The sequence below is a fragment of the Streptomyces silvae genome (genome assembly GCF_016745505.1).
GTDB classification, from domain to species: Bacteria; Actinomycetota; Actinomycetes; order Streptomycetales; family Streptomycetaceae; genus Streptomyces; species Streptomyces silvae.
In genome coordinates this window covers 48,408-67,116 of record NZ_JAERUC010000197.1, presented here as the reverse complement: position 1 = coordinate 67,116, position 18,709 = coordinate 48,408, and the positions used below count along the sequence as shown (strand labels likewise).

General features: G+C 70.1%; 15 protein-coding genes. 6 read left to right on the top strand and 9 right to left on the bottom strand.

What is annotated here, in order from left to right; genetic code table 11:
- Nucleotides 1-80: 80 nt before the first annotated feature.
- Nucleotides 81-836 (bottom strand): helix-turn-helix domain-containing protein, encoded by a 756-nt coding sequence (locus tag JKV81_RS32925; protein ID WP_236058381.1) that lies wholly within the window; start codon nucleotides 834-836, stop codon nucleotides 81-83.
- A gap of 183 nt (nucleotides 837-1,019) precedes the next feature.
- Here JKV81_RS32925 and JKV81_RS32920 point away from each other — a divergent pair, with 183 nt between their 5' ends.
- The 5 genes from JKV81_RS32920 to JKV81_RS32900 are packed head-to-tail and all read left to right on the top strand — an operon-like array spanning nucleotide 1,020 to nucleotide 5,832.
- Nucleotides 1,020-1,817: an ABC transporter ATP-binding protein gene (locus tag JKV81_RS32920; RefSeq protein ID WP_099175221.1), complete on the top strand. Its 798-nt coding sequence runs from the start codon at nucleotides 1,020-1,022 to the stop codon at nucleotides 1,815-1,817.
- Nucleotides 1,805-2,590 (top strand): ABC transporter ATP-binding protein, encoded by a 786-nt coding sequence (locus tag JKV81_RS32915; RefSeq protein ID WP_129266411.1) that lies wholly within the window; start codon nucleotides 1,805-1,807, stop codon nucleotides 2,588-2,590. The genes JKV81_RS32920 and JKV81_RS32915 overlap by 13 nt, the downstream gene beginning before the upstream one ends.
- Nucleotides 2,587-3,477: a branched-chain amino acid ABC transporter permease gene (locus JKV81_RS32910; RefSeq protein WP_124275668.1), complete on the top strand. Its 891-nt coding sequence runs from the start codon at nucleotides 2,587-2,589 to the stop codon at nucleotides 3,475-3,477. Before JKV81_RS32915 ends, JKV81_RS32910 begins: the two co-directional genes overlap by 4 nt.
- Nucleotides 3,470-4,582 (top strand): branched-chain amino acid ABC transporter permease, encoded by a 1,113-nt coding sequence (locus JKV81_RS32905; protein ID WP_129266412.1) that lies wholly within the window; start codon nucleotides 3,470-3,472, stop codon nucleotides 4,580-4,582. The genes JKV81_RS32910 and JKV81_RS32905 overlap by 8 nt, the downstream gene beginning before the upstream one ends.
- Nucleotides 4,579-5,832 carry an ABC transporter substrate-binding protein gene (locus JKV81_RS32900; RefSeq protein ID WP_099175225.1) on the top strand — a complete coding sequence of 418 codons (1,254 nt, stop codon included), beginning with the start codon at nucleotides 4,579-4,581 and terminating at the stop codon, nucleotides 5,830-5,832. Before JKV81_RS32905 ends, JKV81_RS32900 begins: the two co-directional genes overlap by 4 nt.
- Before the next feature lie 59 nt (nucleotides 5,833-5,891).
- Here the strand turns inward: JKV81_RS32900 and JKV81_RS32895 are convergent, their stop codons facing one another.
- Nucleotides 5,892-8,267, bottom strand: a complete 2,376-nt coding sequence (locus JKV81_RS32895; protein ID WP_202079293.1) for a galactose-binding domain-containing protein — start codon at nucleotides 8,265-8,267, stop codon at nucleotides 5,892-5,894.
- A gap of 295 nt (nucleotides 8,268-8,562) precedes the next feature.
- Between JKV81_RS32895 and JKV81_RS32890 the strand changes: the two genes are divergently transcribed.
- Nucleotides 8,563-9,909, top strand: coding sequence for a glycoside hydrolase family 5 protein (locus JKV81_RS32890; RefSeq protein WP_236058379.1), 1,347 nt, complete (start codon nucleotides 8,563-8,565; stop codon nucleotides 9,907-9,909).
- Nucleotides 9,910-10,025: 116 nt separating this feature from the next.
- Here the strand turns inward: JKV81_RS32890 and JKV81_RS32885 are convergent, their stop codons facing one another.
- From JKV81_RS32885 to JKV81_RS32855, 7 genes are all read right to left on the bottom strand, one after another.
- On the bottom strand, nucleotides 10,026-12,161 hold the full coding sequence (locus JKV81_RS32885; protein ID WP_202079290.1) for a SpoIIE family protein phosphatase: 2,136 nt from the start codon (nucleotides 12,159-12,161) through the stop codon (nucleotides 10,026-10,028).
- Between the two features lie 156 nt (nucleotides 12,162-12,317).
- The gene (pssA, locus tag JKV81_RS32880; protein ID WP_187281897.1) at nucleotides 12,318-13,136 is read right to left on the bottom strand and encodes a CDP-diacylglycerol--serine O-phosphatidyltransferase; all 819 of its coding nucleotides are present in this window, start codon (nucleotides 13,134-13,136) and stop codon (nucleotides 12,318-12,320) included.
- Nucleotides 13,137-13,158: 22 nt separating this feature from the next.
- Nucleotides 13,159-13,806, bottom strand: coding sequence for a phosphatidylserine decarboxylase (locus tag JKV81_RS32875; protein WP_099175230.1), 648 nt, complete (start codon nucleotides 13,804-13,806; stop codon nucleotides 13,159-13,161).
- 182 nt (nucleotides 13,807-13,988) lie between these two features.
- Nucleotides 13,989-15,194, bottom strand: coding sequence for an acyl-CoA dehydrogenase family protein (locus JKV81_RS32870; RefSeq protein ID WP_202079288.1), 1,206 nt, complete (start codon nucleotides 15,192-15,194; stop codon nucleotides 13,989-13,991).
- A 2-nt stretch (nucleotides 15,195-15,196) separates the two neighbouring features.
- Nucleotides 15,197-15,724 (bottom strand): MaoC family dehydratase, encoded by a 528-nt coding sequence (locus JKV81_RS32865; RefSeq protein WP_124275675.1) that lies wholly within the window; start codon nucleotides 15,722-15,724, stop codon nucleotides 15,197-15,199.
- A gap of 1 nt (nucleotide 15,725) precedes the next feature.
- Nucleotides 15,726-16,700, bottom strand: a complete 975-nt coding sequence (locus JKV81_RS32860; RefSeq protein WP_129266418.1) for an HpcH/HpaI aldolase/citrate lyase family protein — start codon at nucleotides 16,698-16,700, stop codon at nucleotides 15,726-15,728.
- On the bottom strand, nucleotides 16,697-18,709 hold the full coding sequence (locus JKV81_RS32855) for an ethylmalonyl-CoA mutase (protein WP_099175234.1): 2,013 nt from the start codon (nucleotides 18,707-18,709) through the stop codon (nucleotides 16,697-16,699). Before JKV81_RS32855 ends, JKV81_RS32860 begins: the two co-directional genes overlap by 4 nt.

Below are 18,709 nucleotides of genomic sequence, written 5' to 3'. Positions count from 1 at the left end.
CCGTCCTCACGGCCGAAGCGTCAGCCGGAACGTGCACCGCCCTCAAGGCCGCTGCACCGTCAGCCGGAACGCGCACCGTCTCAAGGCCGCTGCGCCGTCAGCCGGAACGCGTCCAGTGCCAGCATCATCTCGATCAGTTCGCGCGGCCGCGTCAGCGACCGCGAGGTCAGCCGCTCCAGCCGCCGCAACCGGTTGAGCACGGTGTTGCGGTGGCAGTACAGCCGCCCCGCCGCCCGGCCCGCCGACCCCCCGCACTCCAGCCACGCCTCGAACGTCCGCAGCAGCAACGCCCGGTCCGCCGGGGCCGCCGCCAGCAGCGGTCCCAGGACGTCCTCGACCAGCCGCGCCGACAGCTGGGGCTGGCTCACCACCAGCGCCGCGGGCAGCCGCTCCTCCAGTCGTACGACCTCCGAGGTGCCGGGCGGACAGGTCAGCTGCGCCACCTCGGCCAGCCGGCGGGCGGTCCCCAGCCCCGCCAGGCCGTCGGCCACCGGTCCGATCCCGCCCGGGCCCCGGCACCACCGCGCCAGCAGCGCCGCGAGCACCGCCGGATCCCGGTCACCCAGAGCGACGACGAGGACCTCCCGGTCCCCCCGGCCCCGTCGCAGGAACCGCAGACCGTCCGCCTCCAGCGCCCCGGCCGCGGGCCCGCATCCGCCCGCCGCCAGCGCCGCCACCACGTAACGTCCCCGCTCCGGCAGACCGAGAGCGCCCGCCGCGCGCGCCGCGAGCCCCGGGTCCGACCGGCCCTCCAGCAGGGCGTCGAGCAGCGCCCGGCCCCCTCCGTCACCGTGCCGCCGCATGTCCTCGCCGTGTTCCGCAGCCGACCCGCTCATGGCCGGTGAGGATGCCACCGGCCGTACGGGCGGCGACCTCGGATCACCCGCCTCTGTGCACCTGCACAACCGGGCCGTTCGAAGACTGGTCACCCGCAGCGATTGCGCCCGGGGCCGTGGACGCACGCCGTGCCCGCTGCTGGTCTGTGGCACCACGACGACCAGTCGGAAGGAGGAGGACGCATGGCAACGCTCGAGATCCGCGAACTGTCCGTGGGCTACGGCCCGGTACGGGCACTGCGCGACGTCTCCGTCGACGTGCCGGCCGGCGCGATCACCGCGGTACTCGGCGGCAACGGCGCCGGCAAGACCACGCTGCTGCGGGCCGTGTCGCGGACCCTCGGCTTCCACCGCGGCACGGGCACGGGCACCATCCGCTTCGACGGCCGCCCCCTGGAGGGGCTCCGTCCCGCCCAGGTGGTGGCGGCGGGAGTGATCCAGGTGCCGGAAGGGCGGCAGGTGTTCGCCCGGATGACCGTGGCGGACAATCTGCGGGCGGGCGCACTCGGGGCACGCGGCGGGCGCAAGGCAGCGGCCGCGGCCCTCCGGCGCGTACACGAACTGTTCCCCGTGCTCGCCGACCGCGCGCACCAGCGCGCCGGACTGCTGTCCGGCGGTGAGCAGCAGATGCTGGCGATGGGCCGGGCCCTGATGGCCGCGCCCCGCCTGCTGCTGCTCGACGAGCCGTCCCTCGGACTCGCCCCGCTGATGGCGGCCAGGATCGCCGAGACCGTCCAGGAGATCAACGCGGGCGGCACCTCCGTCATGCTCGTCGAGCAGAACGCGGCCATCGCGCTGCGGCTCGCCTCCACGGCGTACGTCCTGGACGTCGGCGAGGTCGCCCTGGACGGCCCGGCCGGTGAACTCGCCGCATCCGACGAGGTACGCCGCCGCTACCTCGGGGTCGTCGACGAGACGGCCGCCGAGGACGCGGCCCGGGCCGAAGGCGTCACCCGTACCCTGAGCAGGTGGTCCGCGTGACGGCCGCCCCGGCCCCGCTCACCGTGCGCGACGTGACCGTGCGCTTCGCCGGACTCACCGCCCTCGACGCGGTCTCCTTCACCGTCGAGCCGGGCAGCGTGCACGCCGTCATCGGGCCCAACGGCGCGGGGAAGTCCACCACGTTCAACGTGCTCTCCGGTGTCTACCGCGCCACCTCGGGCAGCGTGCACCTGGGAGCCACCGAACTCACCGGCCTCGCCCCGCACACCATCGCCGGCCTCGGCGTCGCCCGCACCTTCCAGAACCTGGCCCTGCCCCCGCACGCCACCGTCGCCGAGAGCCTCATGCTCGGACGGCACCGGCTCACCCGCGCCGGATTCGTCGCCTCCGGCCTCAGGCTGCCCTCCGCGACCCGCGAGGCACGGCGGCACCTCGAACGCGTCAGGGAGATAGCCGAGTTCATCGGACTGGACAAGGAACTCGACTTCCCCGCAGGCGCCCTCCCGTACGGGAAGCAGAAGCTCGTCGAGCTCGGCCGCGCCCTCTGCATGGAACCCGAGGTCCTCCTCCTGGACGAACCCATCGCCGGGATGACCGCCGAGGAGCGCCGGCGCACCGCCGCCGTCGTCGCCGGAGTGCGCGACAGCCTCGGCATCTCGATCGTCATGGTCGAACACGACATGGGGGTGGTGATGCGGCTCGCGGACGCCGTGACCGTACTCGACTTCGGACGCAGGATCGCGGGTGGCACGCCCGCCGAGGTGCAGAACGACCCGGCCGTCGTGCAGGCCTACCTGGGGGCACAGGAATGACCACCTTCATCGAACTCCTCCTCGGCGGCCTGTCCATCGGCTCGGTCTACGCACTGATCGCCCTGGGCTTCGTCGTCATCTTCAAGGCGACCGAGGTCGTCAACTTCGCCCACGCCTCGCTGCTCCTGGCCGGCGGTTACGTCACCGCCGTGCTCCACGACGACATCGGGTTCTGGCCCGCGCTCGCCGTCGGGATCGCGGGCGCCGCCGTCGTCGGCTCGGCGGTCGAGTTCTTCGTGATGCGCCGCTACCGGGGCAGCGACCAGAGCGTCCTGGCCATCGTCACCATCGGCGTCGACATCCTCCTCACCACCGAACTCACCCGCCGCATGGGCACGGACGTGCTCTCGCTCGGCGACCCCTGGGGCGACGACGTCGTCACCATCGGGGGCGTCACCCTCGCCGAGACCCGCATCGCGGCGTTCCTCGTCGCGGGACTGCTCATCACGGTGTTCCTGCTCGCCTTCCGCTTCACCTCGTGGGGCGTCTCCATGCGGGCCGCCGCCGAGAACCCGCAGACCGCCGCGCTCATGGGCATCCGGCTCGGCCGGGTCTCCCTCTCCGCCTGGGCGGTCGCCGGAGCCCTCGCCGCCGTCGCCGCGCTCTTCCTCACCGTGTTCCCGACCCCCGGCCTGGAACGCGCCACCTCGCTCGCCGCGCTCAAGGCGTTCCCCGCCGCGATCCTCGGCGGCCTCGACTCGACGACCGGGGCACTCGTCGGGGGACTCGTCGTCGGAGTCACCGAGTCACTCGCCACCGGCTACCAGAGCGACCTCTCCTTCCTCGGACGCGGCATCGGCGACCTCGCCCCGTACCTGGTGATGGTGGTCGTCCTGCTCGTCCGGCCGGCGGGCCTCTTCGGTACGAAGGAGCTGTCCCGTGTCTGAAGCCGTCAAGGACGCCCCGGCGGCCGCACCCGCCACCGCAACGCCGTTCACCGACCGGCTGCGCCGGCCCGCCCCCTACCTCTGGCTCACCGGCTCGGTGCTGCTCCTCCTCTTCCCGTTCTACCTGGACCGGTTCTGGCTCCAGGCCGGACTCTTCGCCATGGCCGCCGCGATCGGGGCCATCGGGCTCAACCTCCTCACCGGCTCCACCGGCCAGCTCTCCATGGGCCACGCCTTCTTCCTCGCGGTCGGCGCGTACGGCTACTGCATCCTGGCGGGGGAGAGCGGTACGGAGAACGGCCACGCCCTCACCGGCCTCGGCCTGCCCACCTGGCTCGCGGCCGTCCTCGCCGTCCTCCTGGCGGGCGCGGCCGGCGGACTCTTCAGCCCCATCGCGGGGCGGCTGAGCGGCGCCTACCTCGGCATCGCCACGCTCGCGCTGATCTTCATCGGCCAGCACGTGCTGTTCAACGCGGACTCGCTCACCGGCGGCTTCAACGGCCGCCCGGTGCCGCCCCTCTCCCTCTTCGGCCTCACCTTCGACGACGCCGAAGTGGTCGTCGCCGCCGTGCCCTTCCAGTCGTCCGAGAAGCTCTGGTACCTGGGGCTGGCGGCCCTGCTGGCCGGCGGGCTCTTCGCCCGCGGGGTGCTGCGCGGCAGGCCCGGCCGGGCACTCAACGCCATCCGGGACCACCGGATCGCAGCCGGTGTGATGGGCGTGCCGGTCGCCAGGTACCGGGCCGGTGTCTTCGTCCTGTCCTCGATGTACGCGGGCCTCGCGGGCGTCCTGCTCGCACTGGTCTTCCAGCGGACCGTGCCCGAGTACTTCGGCATGATCCTGTCCCTCGAATACCTCGCCATGATCGTCATCGGCGGGCTCGGCAGCGTCGCGGGAGCCGTCATCGGCGCCGCGTTCGTCTCGCTGCTCCCGCAGGTGCTCACCCACTACAGCGACTCCCTCCCCCTGGTGTCCGCCCCCGGCACGGGCGGCATCGCACCGGGCGAGGCGTCCCGCTATCTGTACGGCGCCGCGGTCGTCGCGGTCGTCCTGTTCCTGCCCGGCGGCCTTGCACGTCTGAAGAATCCAGGGGAGAAGAAGAAATGAAGCTACGTGTTGTCGGAGCCGTCGTCGCGGCTCTCACCCTCACCCTCGCGGGATGCAGCGAGAAGGCGAAGTCGTCGGACGACGGCGCCGCGGACAAGAACGGCGTGAAGACCGGGGAGGGCGTCACCGACTCGAAGATCACCCTCGGCGCGCTGACCGACATGACCGGGGTGTACGCCTCGCTCGGCAAGAGCGTCACCCAGGCCCAGCAGCTCTGGGTGAAGGAGACCAACAAGGCCGGCGGCATCTGCGACCGGCAGATCGAACTGGCCGTCCGCGACCACGGATACGACCCGCAGAAGGCGATCGGCGCCTACACCGAGCTCGAACCGGACGTGCTCGGCTTCACCCAGTTCATCGGCTCCCCGTTCGTCTCCGCCGTCGAGTCGCGCATCGACGGCCAGGACAAGGGCATCGTCCTGCCCCAGGCATGGTCGGCGAACCTGGTCGGATCCAAGTACGTACGCGTCATCGGGGCCACGTACGACGTCGAGACGATCAACCTGATCGACTTCCTGCTCGACGGGAAGCGCATCGCCAAGGGCGACAAGATCGGTCACGTCTACTTCGAGGGCGACTACGGCGAGAACGCCCTGGCCGGCTCCAAGCACGCGGCGAAGGAGGCGGGCCTCACCGTCGTCGAGCAGAAGATCAAGCCGACCGACAACGACATGACCGCCCAGGTCTCCGCGCTCAAGCAGGCCGGCGTGAAGGCGGTCGTCATCAGCGCGGGACCGCGCCAGGCGGCCTCCCTGGTCGGCGTCGCCGCGGCCACCGGCTTCAAGGTCCCGGTCGTCGGCAACAACTCGGCGTACGCCCCGCAGCTCCTGGCGACCCAGGCGGGCGCGGCCCTGCAGAAGGACTATTACATCGGCGCCTCCACCCTGCCTATCGGTGACGCGGCGGAAGGCCCGGCGAAGCTCGCCGAGGCGTACGCGGCGCAGTACCCCAAGGACGGCCTCGACAACGGCGTCATCGCCGGGTACAACGCGGCGTCCGTGTTCGGCGAGGCGCTGAAGAAGGCCTGCGCGTCCAAGGACCTCACCCGTGAGGGTGTCGACAAGGCCCTGCTCACCATCAAGGACTTCGGCGCCGACTTCGGGATCGCGCACGACTTCACCGACCCGGCCGCGCCGTCCACCCGGCAGACCGTCGTCATGAAGCCGGACGCCAAGACCCCGGGCGGCCTCAAGGTGGTCCGCCCGGCCGAAGTGGCCCCGGCCGCCGAGTCCTTCACGCTCAAGCCCTGACCCTCCCCGCACAGCGACGGGCCCGGCCGTGGGGGCCGGGCCCGTCGTCATGCGCGCGGTCAGCTGGTGTAGGCCTCCAGCTCGGACAACTGGCCCGCGGGCCAGCCGGTGTTCGCGGTGAACGTCAGCCGCAGGTAGCGGACCGGTGTCCCCGTCAGCGTCACCGTCGCCGTGTTGCCGCTCGACGGGTTGAAGGTGTAGCCCGCCGGCGCCTTCAGCGTGCTGTACGCGGAGTTGTCGGTACTGCCCGTCACGCCGACCGTCTGCGTCCGGGTCGCCCAGGCGGCGGCCGGAGGGAGCTTCAGCACCAGCCGCTTCACCGCCTTCGCGGCACCCAGGTCCACGGTGACGGACTGCGGGAAGGCGTTGTTACGGCTCTCCCAGTAGCTGCTCGCGTTGCCGTCCACCACGTTGCCGGCGCCGTACACGTCGGCGTGGCTCGTCTCGGTGACGGTCCTGCCCCGGGCGAGGTTGCCCGTCTCCTCGGGCGGGTCCGTCGGGTCCGTCGGGTCCGTGGGATCGGTCGGGTCGGTCGGTCCGGTGGGCCCGCCGCCTCCGGGGACCCCGCCGTTGGTCCACACCGGGTCGGGCCAGACCCCCGTGCAGGCGGGCGGGTCCGCGTACCAGCCGGAGTTGCCCGCGCCCCGGGTGATCTGGAAGCCGCTGCCCACGCAGTTGTGGATCGGGTTGGACTGGGCGATGTGGGTGGCGACGACCTTCTCGAACGAGGCCGTGCCCGGGGCCTGGATCTGCAGCGCGTACGTACCGGCGCCGTCGATCTTGATGTTCTCGAAGTGCAGCCCGTTGGTCGCGCCCTCGATCAGATGGATCGCGGCGTAGGAGCTGTCCAGGATCTCGCTGTCGGTGATGTTGATGGTGGCGCCGCTGATCGGTTCGTTGAGCCCGCTGAACCAGATCGCGCCGACGCCGAAGCGCCAGTTGAAGTCGTTGTTCCCGGTACGGATCAGGGTGTTGCGGGCTGCGGTGTGCGTTCCGGAGACAGCCGTGCCCTGACCGGAGTTGACGCCCGGATAGCGGTTGGCGATGTGCAGCCCGCCGCCGTTGGTGACGGTGTCCGACATGACGTTGTCGGAGATCGTGATGTCCTTGCCGCCGTAGGTGACGATGTTGTTGGCGAGGATCGGCAGGATCACCGTGTTGAAGGTGAACGCGTTCTTGACGTTCGGGACGTTCTCCGCCCACATGGCCAGACCGTCGTCGCCGGTGTTACGGACGAAGGTGTTGGTCACCGTGGAGTTGGTGACGCCGTAGTGGAAGTTCACCCCGTCGGCCGTCTGGTCCAGGATGCGGCTGTTCCTGATGGTGAAGTCGTCCATCGGGCCGTCCATCCAGGCACCGCACTTGGTGTGCTGCATCCAGACGTTGTCGACGACCGAGTGGGACATGGCCCCGCCGATGGCGTTGACCTGGTCGTTGTCCACCCGCTCACGGATGTCGCCGATGATGGCGAAGTCCTTGAGCGTGACGTTGCTGCTGCCGCCCTGCGCCGCGTACTTCCCGTACACGCCGACCGCCTTGCTGCGGTCCGTGGGGTGGCGCCCGGTCAGCACGCTGTACCAGGGCCCGGCGCCGCGCAGGGTCACCTTGTCGACGACGATGTGGTCCTGCACCTTGAACGTGCCCTGCGGGATGTACACCTCCTTGCCCTGGGTGCGGCCGGCGTCGACCGCGGCCTGGATCTTCGCGGTGGAGTCGGCGGCGCCGGTCGGGTCGGCACCGAAGTCACCCACCACGTCCAGCGCGCCGGACGGCTTGCCGACCGGGGCGCCGACCTGCTCGAAGTCGGCCAGGTCGATGGTGAACGACGGTGAGCCGGCGGTGGAGGTGACCTGGAGCCTGACCTTCGTACCGGCCGCCAGGGTCGACCCGAACAGGGTGCGGGTCTCGTCGTAGAAGTGGTGCGGGTCGGTGTCGCCCGGGTTGTTGTTGAAGGGGTAACCCCCGTAGTACCAGCCGTACTTCGAGGTCACCGGCACGCTCTTGAGCGAGGTGCCGCCGACCCGCAGGTCGAGAGAGGCGTCCCGGCCCGTCCCGGCCGCGTTGTCCGGCAGCGAGTAGCGGAAGGTCATGGCGTTCGCCGGGGCGGTGAGCGTGAACTCGACGTACTCACCGACGGCGTCGAGGGTCACCGCCTGCCGGCCCGACGCCTCGGAGGGCAGCGCGCCGTACAGGCGGTCGGGGCCGATCAGGGTGCCGTTGGTGGCGGCGTACTCGGCTTCCTGTTCCTTGAACGGGACGGTGGCGCCCCGGCCGGATATCCCGACCGGCGACGGCGCGGGGACCGCCGCGGCCTGCGCGGGCGGAGCACCGGCCAGCACCACCGCCGCCGCGGTGCCCGCGGCGACGAGTGCGAGGGAGAGGGAGGCGGACAGGGAGCGTCTGAGCAGACGTGGTCCAGCGAGTGGTGGGGTCACGTGTGGGTCGTCCTTGCGGCTCGAGGGGCTCTTCGGACGTCCCACAGGCTAGGAGCACTGCCGTAAAGAAGTCCACGGTGCTGCGCAAGATTTCGTCTTCATCGCTCAAATTAATGACTCAGCTGCGGGAATGCTGAGCGCCTCCACGGGGCATACGCCTTCAAGAAGTGAAGCTTGTCATGCCCATTGACAGGCGATCCGCCGCGCTGGCTTCATGTGACCAACGGTATGGGAGCGCTCCCACCTTCGCTGCCCGCCTCACCCCCATGAAAGGCGACAACGGATGAAGCCACGGATGAGAAAACGGCTGGCCAGGGCGACGGCCGCCGCCGTCACCGCGACCGCCCTCCTGATGACGCTGTCCGGCACGGGCTCCGCACAGGCCGTGGGAGCGCGGGACGCGGTGGCACCCGCCGCCGGCGCCAGCACGGACTGGCTGCACACCGAGGGCAACCGGATCGTCGACGAGCAGGGCGAGCGGGTCTGGCTCACCGGCGCCAACTGGTTCGGCTTCAACGCGACCGAGCGGGTCTTCCACGGCCTGTGGTCCGCCAACCTGGACACGGTCACCCGGCAGATGGCGGAGCGCGGCATCAACATCGTCCGGGTGCCGATCTCCACCCAGCTGCTTCTGGAGTGGAAGAACGGCCAGGCGGCGCCCTCCAGCGCGGTCAACACCTGGGCCAACCCGGAGCTGGAGGGCCTGACGACCCTGGGGGTCTTCGACGCCTTCCTGGGGGTGGCCGAGAAGTACGGCATCAAGGTGATGCTCGACGTCCACAGCGCGGAGGCCGACAACTCCGGCCACATCCACCCCGTGTGGTGGAAGGGCACGATCACCACCGAGCAGTTCTACTCCGCCTGGGAGTGGGTGACCGCCCGCTACCGGGCGAACGACACCCTGGTGGCGATGGACGTCAAGAACGAGCCCCACGGCAAGCAGTCCGACAGCCCCCGGGCCAAGTGGGACGGCTCCACCGACCAGGACAACTTCAAGTACACCTGTGAGACCGCGGGGAAGCGCATCCTCGCCGTCAACCCGCACGTCCTGGTCATGTGCGAGGGCGTCGAGATCTACCCCAAGGACGGGACGGACTGGTCCTCCACCTCGGCGGCCGACTACCACGGCATGTGGTGGGGCGGGAACCTGCGCGGGGCGAAGGACCACCCGGTCGACCTCGGCGCGCAGCAGGACCAGCTCGTCTACTCCCCGCACGACTACGGACCGCTGGTGTACCAGCAGCCCTGGTTCGAGGGGGAGTGGGACCGCACCACGCTGGAGCGCGACGTCTGGGACCCCAACTGGCTCTACCTGCACAAGGACGGCACCGCGCCGCTCTTCGTCGGGGAATGGGGCGGCCACCTCGACGGCGGCCCCAACGAGAAGTGGATGACCGCCCTGCGCGATCTGATGGTGGAGAACGGCATCCACCACACCTTCTGGTGCCTGAACCCCAACTCCGGTGACACCGGCGGCCTGCTGGGCTACGACTGGGCGACCTGGGACGAGGCCAAGTACGCCGTGCTCAAGCCCGCTCTCTGGCAGTCCGGCGGGAAGTTCGTCGGTCTCGACCACGAGGTCCGGCTCGGCGGCGCGGGCAGCACCACCGGCATCAGCCTGAACGACCTCTACGGCGGCTGAACCCGCCCCGGGCCACCCCTGGCCGTCCGAGGACCGCCCCCTGACCGCCCTGGGGTGCCGATGACACCCCACCGCCTCGGCACCCCAGGGCTCTCCACGCTCCCCGGCCCGCGTCGTCAGCCGTCCGTCAGCAGCGCGTTGATCAGCAGCAGCGCGATGTCGTCGGTGCCGGGCGTGGCCCGCTTCGCGTACCGCACCAGCGCACCGGCGACGGACTCCATGTCCTGGTCCAGCGCGAGCGCGAAGTGCGCGGCCAGCTCGGCGGCCGCGTCGTCGAAGTCCACGCCCGGGGCCTCCACCAGCCCGTCGGTGTACAGGGCGAGCGCCGCACCCGGCGGCAGCGGCACCTCGGCCGTCGGGTAGCGGGACGCGGGGTCGATGCCGAGGAGGAGGCCGGGCGGCAGTTTGAGGACGTCGGTCTGCCCGTCCGGCTGCCGCATCAGCGGTGCCGGATGCCCGGCGGTGGCGAGGCAGGCGGTGTGCCGGGCGAGGTCGAGATGGATGTAGAGGCAGCTGGTGAAGAGGCCCGGGTCGAGATCGGTGAGCAGGCGGTTGGTACGCGCCAGGACCTCGTCGGGCGGCGCGCCCGCCGAGGCATGCACGGCGGTGCGGACCTGCCCCATCAGGGCGGCGGCGTTCTCGTTGTGGCCCTGTACGTCGCCGATGGCCGCGGCGGCCGTCGTGTCGTCGAGCCGGATCAGGTCGTAGAAGTCCCCGCCGATGCCCATGCCCCGGGTGGAGGGGAGGTAGCGGGCCGCCACGTCCAGGCCGGGGATCCTGGGCAGGCTGTGGGGCAGCAGGTGGGCCTGCAGGCTGTGCGCCAGCCGGTCCTTGCTGTCGTAGAGGCGGGCGCGGTCCAGGGCCTGGGCGAGCAGCCCCGCGATCGAGGTCAGCAGGGCGCGTTCCTCGGGCTCGAAGGGGTGCGGCCGGTCGTAGGCGAGGACCAGCGAGCCCACCGGACGCCCCGACACGATCAGCGGGAGGAAGGCGCAGGCTTCCACCGCGTTGCGCAGGCCCGCCGCGGGGTAGGCGCGCTCCAGCTCGGAGAAGGTGGAGTAGAAGTCGGGGATGCCCGTCATCAGCACGTGCGCGGCGGGTGTGGGCGAGGTCAGGGGGGCGCCGTCGAAGCGGTCCATGAGCGCGGGATGGGTCCCGCGGCGGCCGTCGATGCGCAGCCGTCCCTCCACGGAGGTCATCAGGACGAGGGTCTGGATACGGAAGGCCGGCATCAGCTGGTCGCCCGCCAGGGCGATCACGTCCTGGGTCCCGACGGCCTCGGTGAGCATCGCCGCCAGGTGCATCAGGTGGTACAGCGCGGTGGCCCGGCTGGGTGCCACGGAGTCGTTGGGCAGCGAGGGCGCAGGGACGTCCTGGGGGCCGGGCCGCGCGGTGGGCACGATCCGGACACTGATGCCGGTGGAGCTCGGGAACAGGTGGAAGGACAGCCACCGGTCCGGCGGCCGCAGCACGGTGAAGGACGTCCGCTGACGGCCGATGACGGCGGCCCGGTAGTGGTCCTCGACAGCCGGGTTGTCCAGCCAGGGCAGCGACTCCCAGGGCAGGGTGCCCCGGATGTCCTCGGCCCGTGTCCCCAGGAGGTCCGCGGCGGCGTCGTCGAGGAAGACGACCCTCCCCTCGATCGACAGCGCGCAGCTCCCGCCGGGCAGCCGCCGTACGAACTCCGCGATGACCCTGGCCTCGGCGGGGCCCGGGGTGGGCGGCTCCGGAGGGGGCAGCACGTGCGGCTGGGCGCCGGACAGGATCGGGTAGCCGCTGCTCTCGGCCTGCTGGAGGAGCATGCCGATGCCGTGGCAGCCCCTGACGACGGCCTCCCGCTCCTCAGGCGTCAGCTCAGGGGAGTGGGAGCCCGGCCACAGCAGCACGAGCCCGCCCCGGTCGGTGGCCCCCGTACGGATGGGCGCGGCCCCCAGGGCGAACTGGTACGGCAGGACGAGCGCGGGGCGCGGGTACCGGCGGGCCAGCTCCTCCTGGCTGCCGAGCCAGATCAGGCACCGCAGGCGTACGGCGTCGGCCACCGGGATCGGGGCGGACAGCGGCACCCGGGTCCACGGCGCGGCCAGCTGGCCGGGAACCCCGGAGAGCACCGCCAGGTGCAGGGTGGTGTCGTCCCGGGGGAGCAGGTACAGCATTGCCACCGACGCGCCGGTCTCCTGCACGACGTGCGTCAGGGCACTGCCGAGCAGCTCCGTGCCCGAACCCGTGGCGGCGACAGAGGCTGCGTGGTCCTGCATGCTCTCCAGCGTCCCCTGTGAGACGCGGCCGCGCACCCGCTGCCGGATCCGGAGCGCACGGACTCGTCGCCCGCCGCGGGCGGCCCGGCCACCGCATGCGAGAGGGCCCGGATGCCGGGGAGCATCCGAGCCCTCGTCGTACGGTGTTCCGCGTGCTTACGGGAGCTGCGCCGCCCGTGCCTCGCGCCGGTTGTCGCGGAAGGCGTTCACCCGCCGTGCCGTGGCGAAGAGCGGGATCACCGCCCCCAGGACGACCTGGAGCGCGCAGCCGGTCTGGAGGAGCAGCTGGCCGCCGGGGGCGTCGAACGCCCAGGCGGCGAGGAGACCCATCGCGGCCACGATCCAGCTGAGCATCGCCACCGCGAGGACACCCCGCGGCTTCGGGTACTCGACCCGGCTGACCATCAGCCACGCCACTCCGATGATCGCGAGCAGCGTCGGCACGAAGGGCAGCTCCAGCAGCACGATCGAGACGACCGTGAGCGCTCCGAAGGGGCTCGGCATGCCCTGGAACATGCCGTCCTTCAAGGTCACGCACGAGAACCGCGCAAGCCTGAGCACCACCGCCAGCAGCACCACGATCGCCGCGAGCGCCGACACCCGCTGGTGTGCGTCGTCCGCGACCATTCCGTACACCAGTACGAAGTAGGCCGGGGCGAGGCCGAAGCTGATCAGGTCGGAGAGGTTGTCCAGCTCCGCGCCCATCGGGGAGGAGCGCAGCTTGCGCGCCACGAGCCCGTCGAACAGGTCGAAGACGGCCGCCATGAGCATGAGGATCACCGCGGTCGCCGCGGAGTGCCTGGCCATGCCCGACTCGTCGCTGCCCGTGAGGTGCGGGATGAGGATCCCCGTGGTGGTGAAGTACACCGCCATGAAACCGCACGTGGCGTTACCGAGCGTGAGCGTGTCCGCTATCGACAGCCGCATCGAGAGCGGCATGTCCTCGGCGTCGTCCTGCTCCTCCGCCTCGGGCACCCAGCTCGCCTGGGTATCAGGATCAATCACGGTCAATTCGAGTCACCCCCGCGGTCGTGGCCTGGCCGACCTCGACCGCGACGTCGACACCTTCCGGAAGGTAGATGTCCACGCGCGAGCCGAAGCGGATCAGACCGATGCGTTCGCCCTGCTCCACCTTCGTGCCCTGCGGGATGTAGGGGACGATGCGACGGGCGACCGCTCCCGCGATCTGCACCATCTCGATGTCGCCGAGCTCGGTGTCGAAGTGCCAGACAACGCGCTCGTTGTTCTCGCTCTCCTTGTTGAACGCCGGGACGAACCCACCCGGGATGTGCTCCACGGAGGTCACGGTGCCGGCCAGCGGAGCCCGGTTGACGTGAACGTTCAGCGGGCTCATGAAGATCGCGACGCGGGTGCGCCCGTCCTTCCACGGCATGATGCTCTGCACCACGCCGTCGGCCGGCGAGATGACGCGGCCCTGGGTGATCTCGCGCTCGGGGTCGCGGAAGAACCACAGCATGCCCGCCGCGAGCGCGGTGGTGGGCACGGCCACGGCCGCCCAGCGCCCGGACTTGCGGGACCGGGCGAGGCTGAGGGCCGCGGTGGCGACGGTCGGGAGGAGCCACGGCGATGCTCCGCGCGCAAGGCGGACCCCGCCGCGGGATGCAGAGATTTGGCTGTCGGGCATGGATGACCTTCGTAGCGGATGATGCCGCGCTGGCAACGGGGGGACGGCGGCTTTCCGGCGATGCTATCGGGTGCGAGCGGCAACTGGGCAAGCCAGCAGCCGAGTCGGACAGCTGAAAGGCTCCCGACGGGGTTGACCGGGTGTGATGTTCTTCGCCACCAAATCACCTCGTAAGGGACATATCAGCCCTGGAACCGGTACTCCTCGAGCAGCCGGCGACCGATGATCATTTTCTGGATCTCGGCGGTACCTTCACCGATCAGCAGCATCGGGGCCTCACGGTAGAGGCGCTCGATCTCGTACTCCTTGGAGAAGCCGTAACCGCCGTGGATACGGAAGGCGTCCTCGACGACTTCCTTGCAGTACTCGGAGGCGAGGTACTTCGCCATCCCTGCCTCCAGGTCGTTCCGCTCCCCGGAGTCCTTTTTGCGTGCCGCATTCACCATCATCGCATGAGCGGCTTCGACCTTGGTGGCCATTTCGGCCAGTTTGAACTGGATCGCCTGGTGCTGGGCGATCGGCTTTCCGAAGGTCTCGCGCTGCTGGGCGTACGAAACGCCCAGTTCGAACGCACGTTGTGCGACGCCACAGCCACGCGCGGCGACATTGACCCGGCCGACCTCGACGCCGTCCATCATTTGGTAAAAACCTCGGCCTGTCGTGCCGCCGAGCACACGATTGGCCGGAATGCGTAGTCCGTCCATGATGAGCTCGGTCGTGTCGACGCCCTTGTAGCCCATCTTGTCGATCTTCCCGGGGATGGTGAGACCGGGACGGACCTCGCCGAAGCCGGGCTCCTTCTCGACCAGGAACGTGGTCATCGACTTGTGCGGGGCGGTCCCCTCGGGGTGGCCTTCGTCACTCCGGCACAGCACGGCGACCAGCGTGGAGGTCCCGCCGTTCGTCAGCCACATCTTCTGGCCGTCCAGGACGTACTCCTCGCCGTCCTTGACGCCCTTGGACGAGATGGCGGAGACATCGGAGCCCAGTGCCGGCTCGGACATCGAGAACGCGCCCCGGACCTCACCCAGCGCCATCCGCGGCAGGAAGGTGTCCTTCTGCTCCTGCGTGCCGTGCTGCTTGAGCATGTAGGCCACGATGAAGTGCGTGTTGATGATGCCCGACACACTCATCCAGCCGCGGGCGATCTCCTCCACGCACAGCGCGTACGTCAGGAGCGACTCGCCCAGACCGCCGTACTCCTCCGGGATCATCAGCCCGAACAGGCCGAGTTCCTTGAGCCCTTCGACGATGTCCGTCGGATATTCGTCGCGGTGCTCCAGCTGGGTCGCGACAGGAATGATCTCCTTGTCCACGAAATCCCGCACCGTGGAGAGAATTTCCTGCTGGACATCCGTCAGACCGGCGGTCTGTGCGAGTCGGCTCATGGCTACTTCTCCACGTTCTTGCTCGTCGGCTGATCGATCTCCGGGCGGCCGGGCTGCTCCCCGCCGCGCTCCTTGATGTACGTCGCGGTGGGGACCATCACCTTGCGGCGGAACACGCAGACCAGCGTTCCGTCCTGCTTGTAGCCCTTCGTCTCCACGTACACGATGCCGCGGTCGTTCTTGGACCTCGACGGCGTCTTGTCGAGCACGGTCGTCTCGCCGTAGACCGTGTCGCCGTGGAAGGTCGGTGCCACGTGCTTCAGCGATTCCACCTCCAGATTGGCGATGGCCTTTCCGGAGACGTCCGGCACCGACATGCCGAGCAGCAGCGAGTAGATGTAGTTGCCGACGACGACGTTCTTCCCGAAATCGGTCGTCTTCTCGGCGTAATTGCTGTCCATGTGCAGCGGGTGATGATTCATGGTCAGCAGGCAGAAGAGGTGGTCGTCGTATTCCGTGACCGTCTTCCCGGGCCAGTGCTTGTAGACAGCACCGACCTCGAACTCCTCATAGGTGCGTCCGAACTGCATATCAGGCCTCCGGAGCTTCGAACTTGGAGGTGCGCTGCATGCCGGCGGCGCGGCCCTTGCCCGCGATGACCAGAGCCATCTTGCGGCTGGCCTCGTCGATCATCTCGTCGCCGAGCATCGCCGAGCCCTTCTTGCCGCCCTCCTCGGAGGTGCACCAGTCGTAGGCGTCGAGGATGAGCTCGGCGTGGTCGTAGTCCTCCTGCGAGGGCGAGAACACCTCGTTCGCCGCGTCGACCTGACCGGGGTGCAGCACCCACTTGCCGTCGAAGCCCAGCGCCGCCGCACGGCCCGCGACCTCGCGGTACGCGTCCACGTCACGGATCTGGAGGAACGGGCCGTCGATGGCCTGGAGGTCGTGCGTACGGGCCGCCATCAGGATGCGCATGAGGATGTAGTGGTACGCGTCCGCCGGGTAGCCGGGCGGCTGCTGGCCGACGACCAGCGTCTTCATGTTGATCGAGGCCATGAAGTCGGCCGGGCCGAAGATCAGCGTCTCCAGGCGCGGCGAGGCGGCGGCGATGTCGTCGATGTTCACCAGACCCTTGGCGTTCTCGATCTGCGCCTCGATGCCGATCCGGCCGACCTCGAAGCCCATCGTCTTCTCGATCTGGGTCAGCAGCAGGTCCAGCGCGACGACCTGCTGGGCGTCCTGGACCTTCGGCAGCATGATGCAGTCGAGGTTCGGGCCCGCGCCCTCGACGACCGTGATGACGTCGCGGTACGTCCAGTGGGTCGTCCAGTCGTTGACCCGCACCACCCGGGTCTTGCCCGTCCAGTCGCCGTTGTTGAGCGCGTCGACGATGTGGTGCCGGGCGCCTTCCTTGGCGAGCGGCGCGCAGGCGTCCTCCAGGTCCAGGAAGACCTGGTCGGCCGGGAGGCCCTGGGCCTTCTCCAGGAACCGCGGGTTCGAGCCGGGCACTGCCAGACAGGAGCGTCGCGGGCGCAGCCGGTTCACAGGGGACGAGGGCGTGGTCATGCGGGGACCTCCAGAGGGTCGAGCTTGTTCGCTTTCCGGATCTCGTCGACGATACGGCCGATGATCTCGGTGATGCCGAAGTCCTTCGGGGTGAAGACGGCGGCGACGCCGGCCTCGATGAGGGCGTGCGCGTCGGCCGGGGGGATGATGCCGCCGGCGATCACGGGGATGTCCGGCGCACCGGCCTCCCGCAGCCGGTGCAGCACGTCCGGCACCAGCTCGGCGTGCGAGCCGGACAGGATGGACAGACCGACGCAGTGCACGTCCTCGGCCAGCGCCGCGTCGGTGATCTGCTCGGGCGTCAGCCTGATGCCCTGGTAGACCACCTCGAAGCCGGCGTCCCTGGCCCGTACGGCGATCTGCTCGGCCCCGTTGGAATGCCCGTCGAGACCGGGCTTGCCGACCAGCAGGCGCAGCCGTCCGATGCCCAGGTCCGCGGCGGTGCGGGAGACCTTCTCGCGGACCAGCGCGAGCGGGGTCCCCGCCTCGGCGGCGACGGCCACCGGTGCGGACGAGACGCCCGTCGGCGCCCGGAACTCGCCGAACACATCGCGCAGGGCCCACGCCCACTCACCGGTGGTGACGCCCGCCCGTGCGCACTCGACGGTCGCCTCCATCATGTTCGCGGTGCCCGCCGCGGCCTTCTTCAGGGCCGTCAGGGACTCGGTGGCGCGGGCCTCGTCGCGGTTGTCGCGCCACTCGTGCAGCGCGGCGACGACCCGCGCCTCGTTCTCGGGGTCCACCGTCATGATCGCGGCGTCGAGGTCGGCGGTCAGCGGGTTGGGCTCGGTCGTCTCGTAGATGTTGACGCCGACGATCTTCTCCTCACCGCCCTCGATCCGCGCCCGCCGTGCGGCGTGCGAGGAGACGAGCTCCGACTTGAGGTAGCCGGACTCCACGGCGGCCATCGCGCCGCCCATCTGCTGGATCCGGTCGATCTCGGCCAGCGACTCCGTGACCAGTTCGTCGACCTTGGCCTCGATGACATGCGAACCGGCGAAGATGTCCTCGTACTCCAGCAGGTCGCTCTCGTGCGCGAGCACCTGCTGGATGCGCAGCGACCACTGCTGGTCCCACGGGCGGGGCAGCCCCAGGGCCTCGTTCCAGGCCGGCAGCTGCACGGCGCGGGCGCGGGCGTCCTTGGAGAGGGTGACCGCCAGCATCTCCAGCACGATGCGCTGGACGTTGTTCTCCGGCTGCGCCTCGGTGAGCCCCAGCGAGTTGACCTGCACGCCGTAGCGGAAGCGGCGCTGCTTGGGGTTCTCGATGCCGTACCGCTCGCGCGTCACCCGGTCCCAGATGCGGCCGAAGGCGCGCATCTTGCACATCTCCTCGATGAAGCGGACCCCCGCGTTCACGAAGAACGAGATGCGGGCGACGACATCGCCGAACTTCTCCTCGGGCACCTGGCCCGAGTCGCGCACGGCGTCGAGCACCGCGATGGCCGTCGACATGGCGTACGCGATCTCCTGGACCGGAGTGGCCCCCGCCTCCTGCAGGTGGTAGCTGCAGATGTTGATCGGGTTCCACTTCGGGATCCGGTTGACCGTGTACGTGATCATGTCCGTCGTCAGCCGCAGCGACGGGACCGGCGGGAAGACGTGCGTCCCCCGTGACAGGTACTCCTTGACGATGTCGTTCTGCGTCGTGCCCTGGAGCTTGTCGGGGTCCGCGCCCTGCTCCTCCGCGACCACCTGGTAGAGCGCCAGCAGCCACATGGCGGTCGCGTTGATCGTCATGGAGGTGTTCATCTGCTCCAGGGGGATGTCCTGGAACAGCCGCCGCATGTCACCGAGGTGCGAGACGGGCACGCCGACCCTGCCCACCTCGCCGCGGGCCAGGACGTGGTCCGGGTCGTAGCCGGTCTGCGTCGGCAGATCGAAGGCGACCGAGAGGCCCGTCTGGCCCTTGGCGAGGTTGCGCCGGTACAGCTCGTTGGACGCCTCGGCGGTCGAGTGACCGGCGTACGTCCGCATGAGCCACGGCCGGTCCTTCTGACGTTCGGTCAT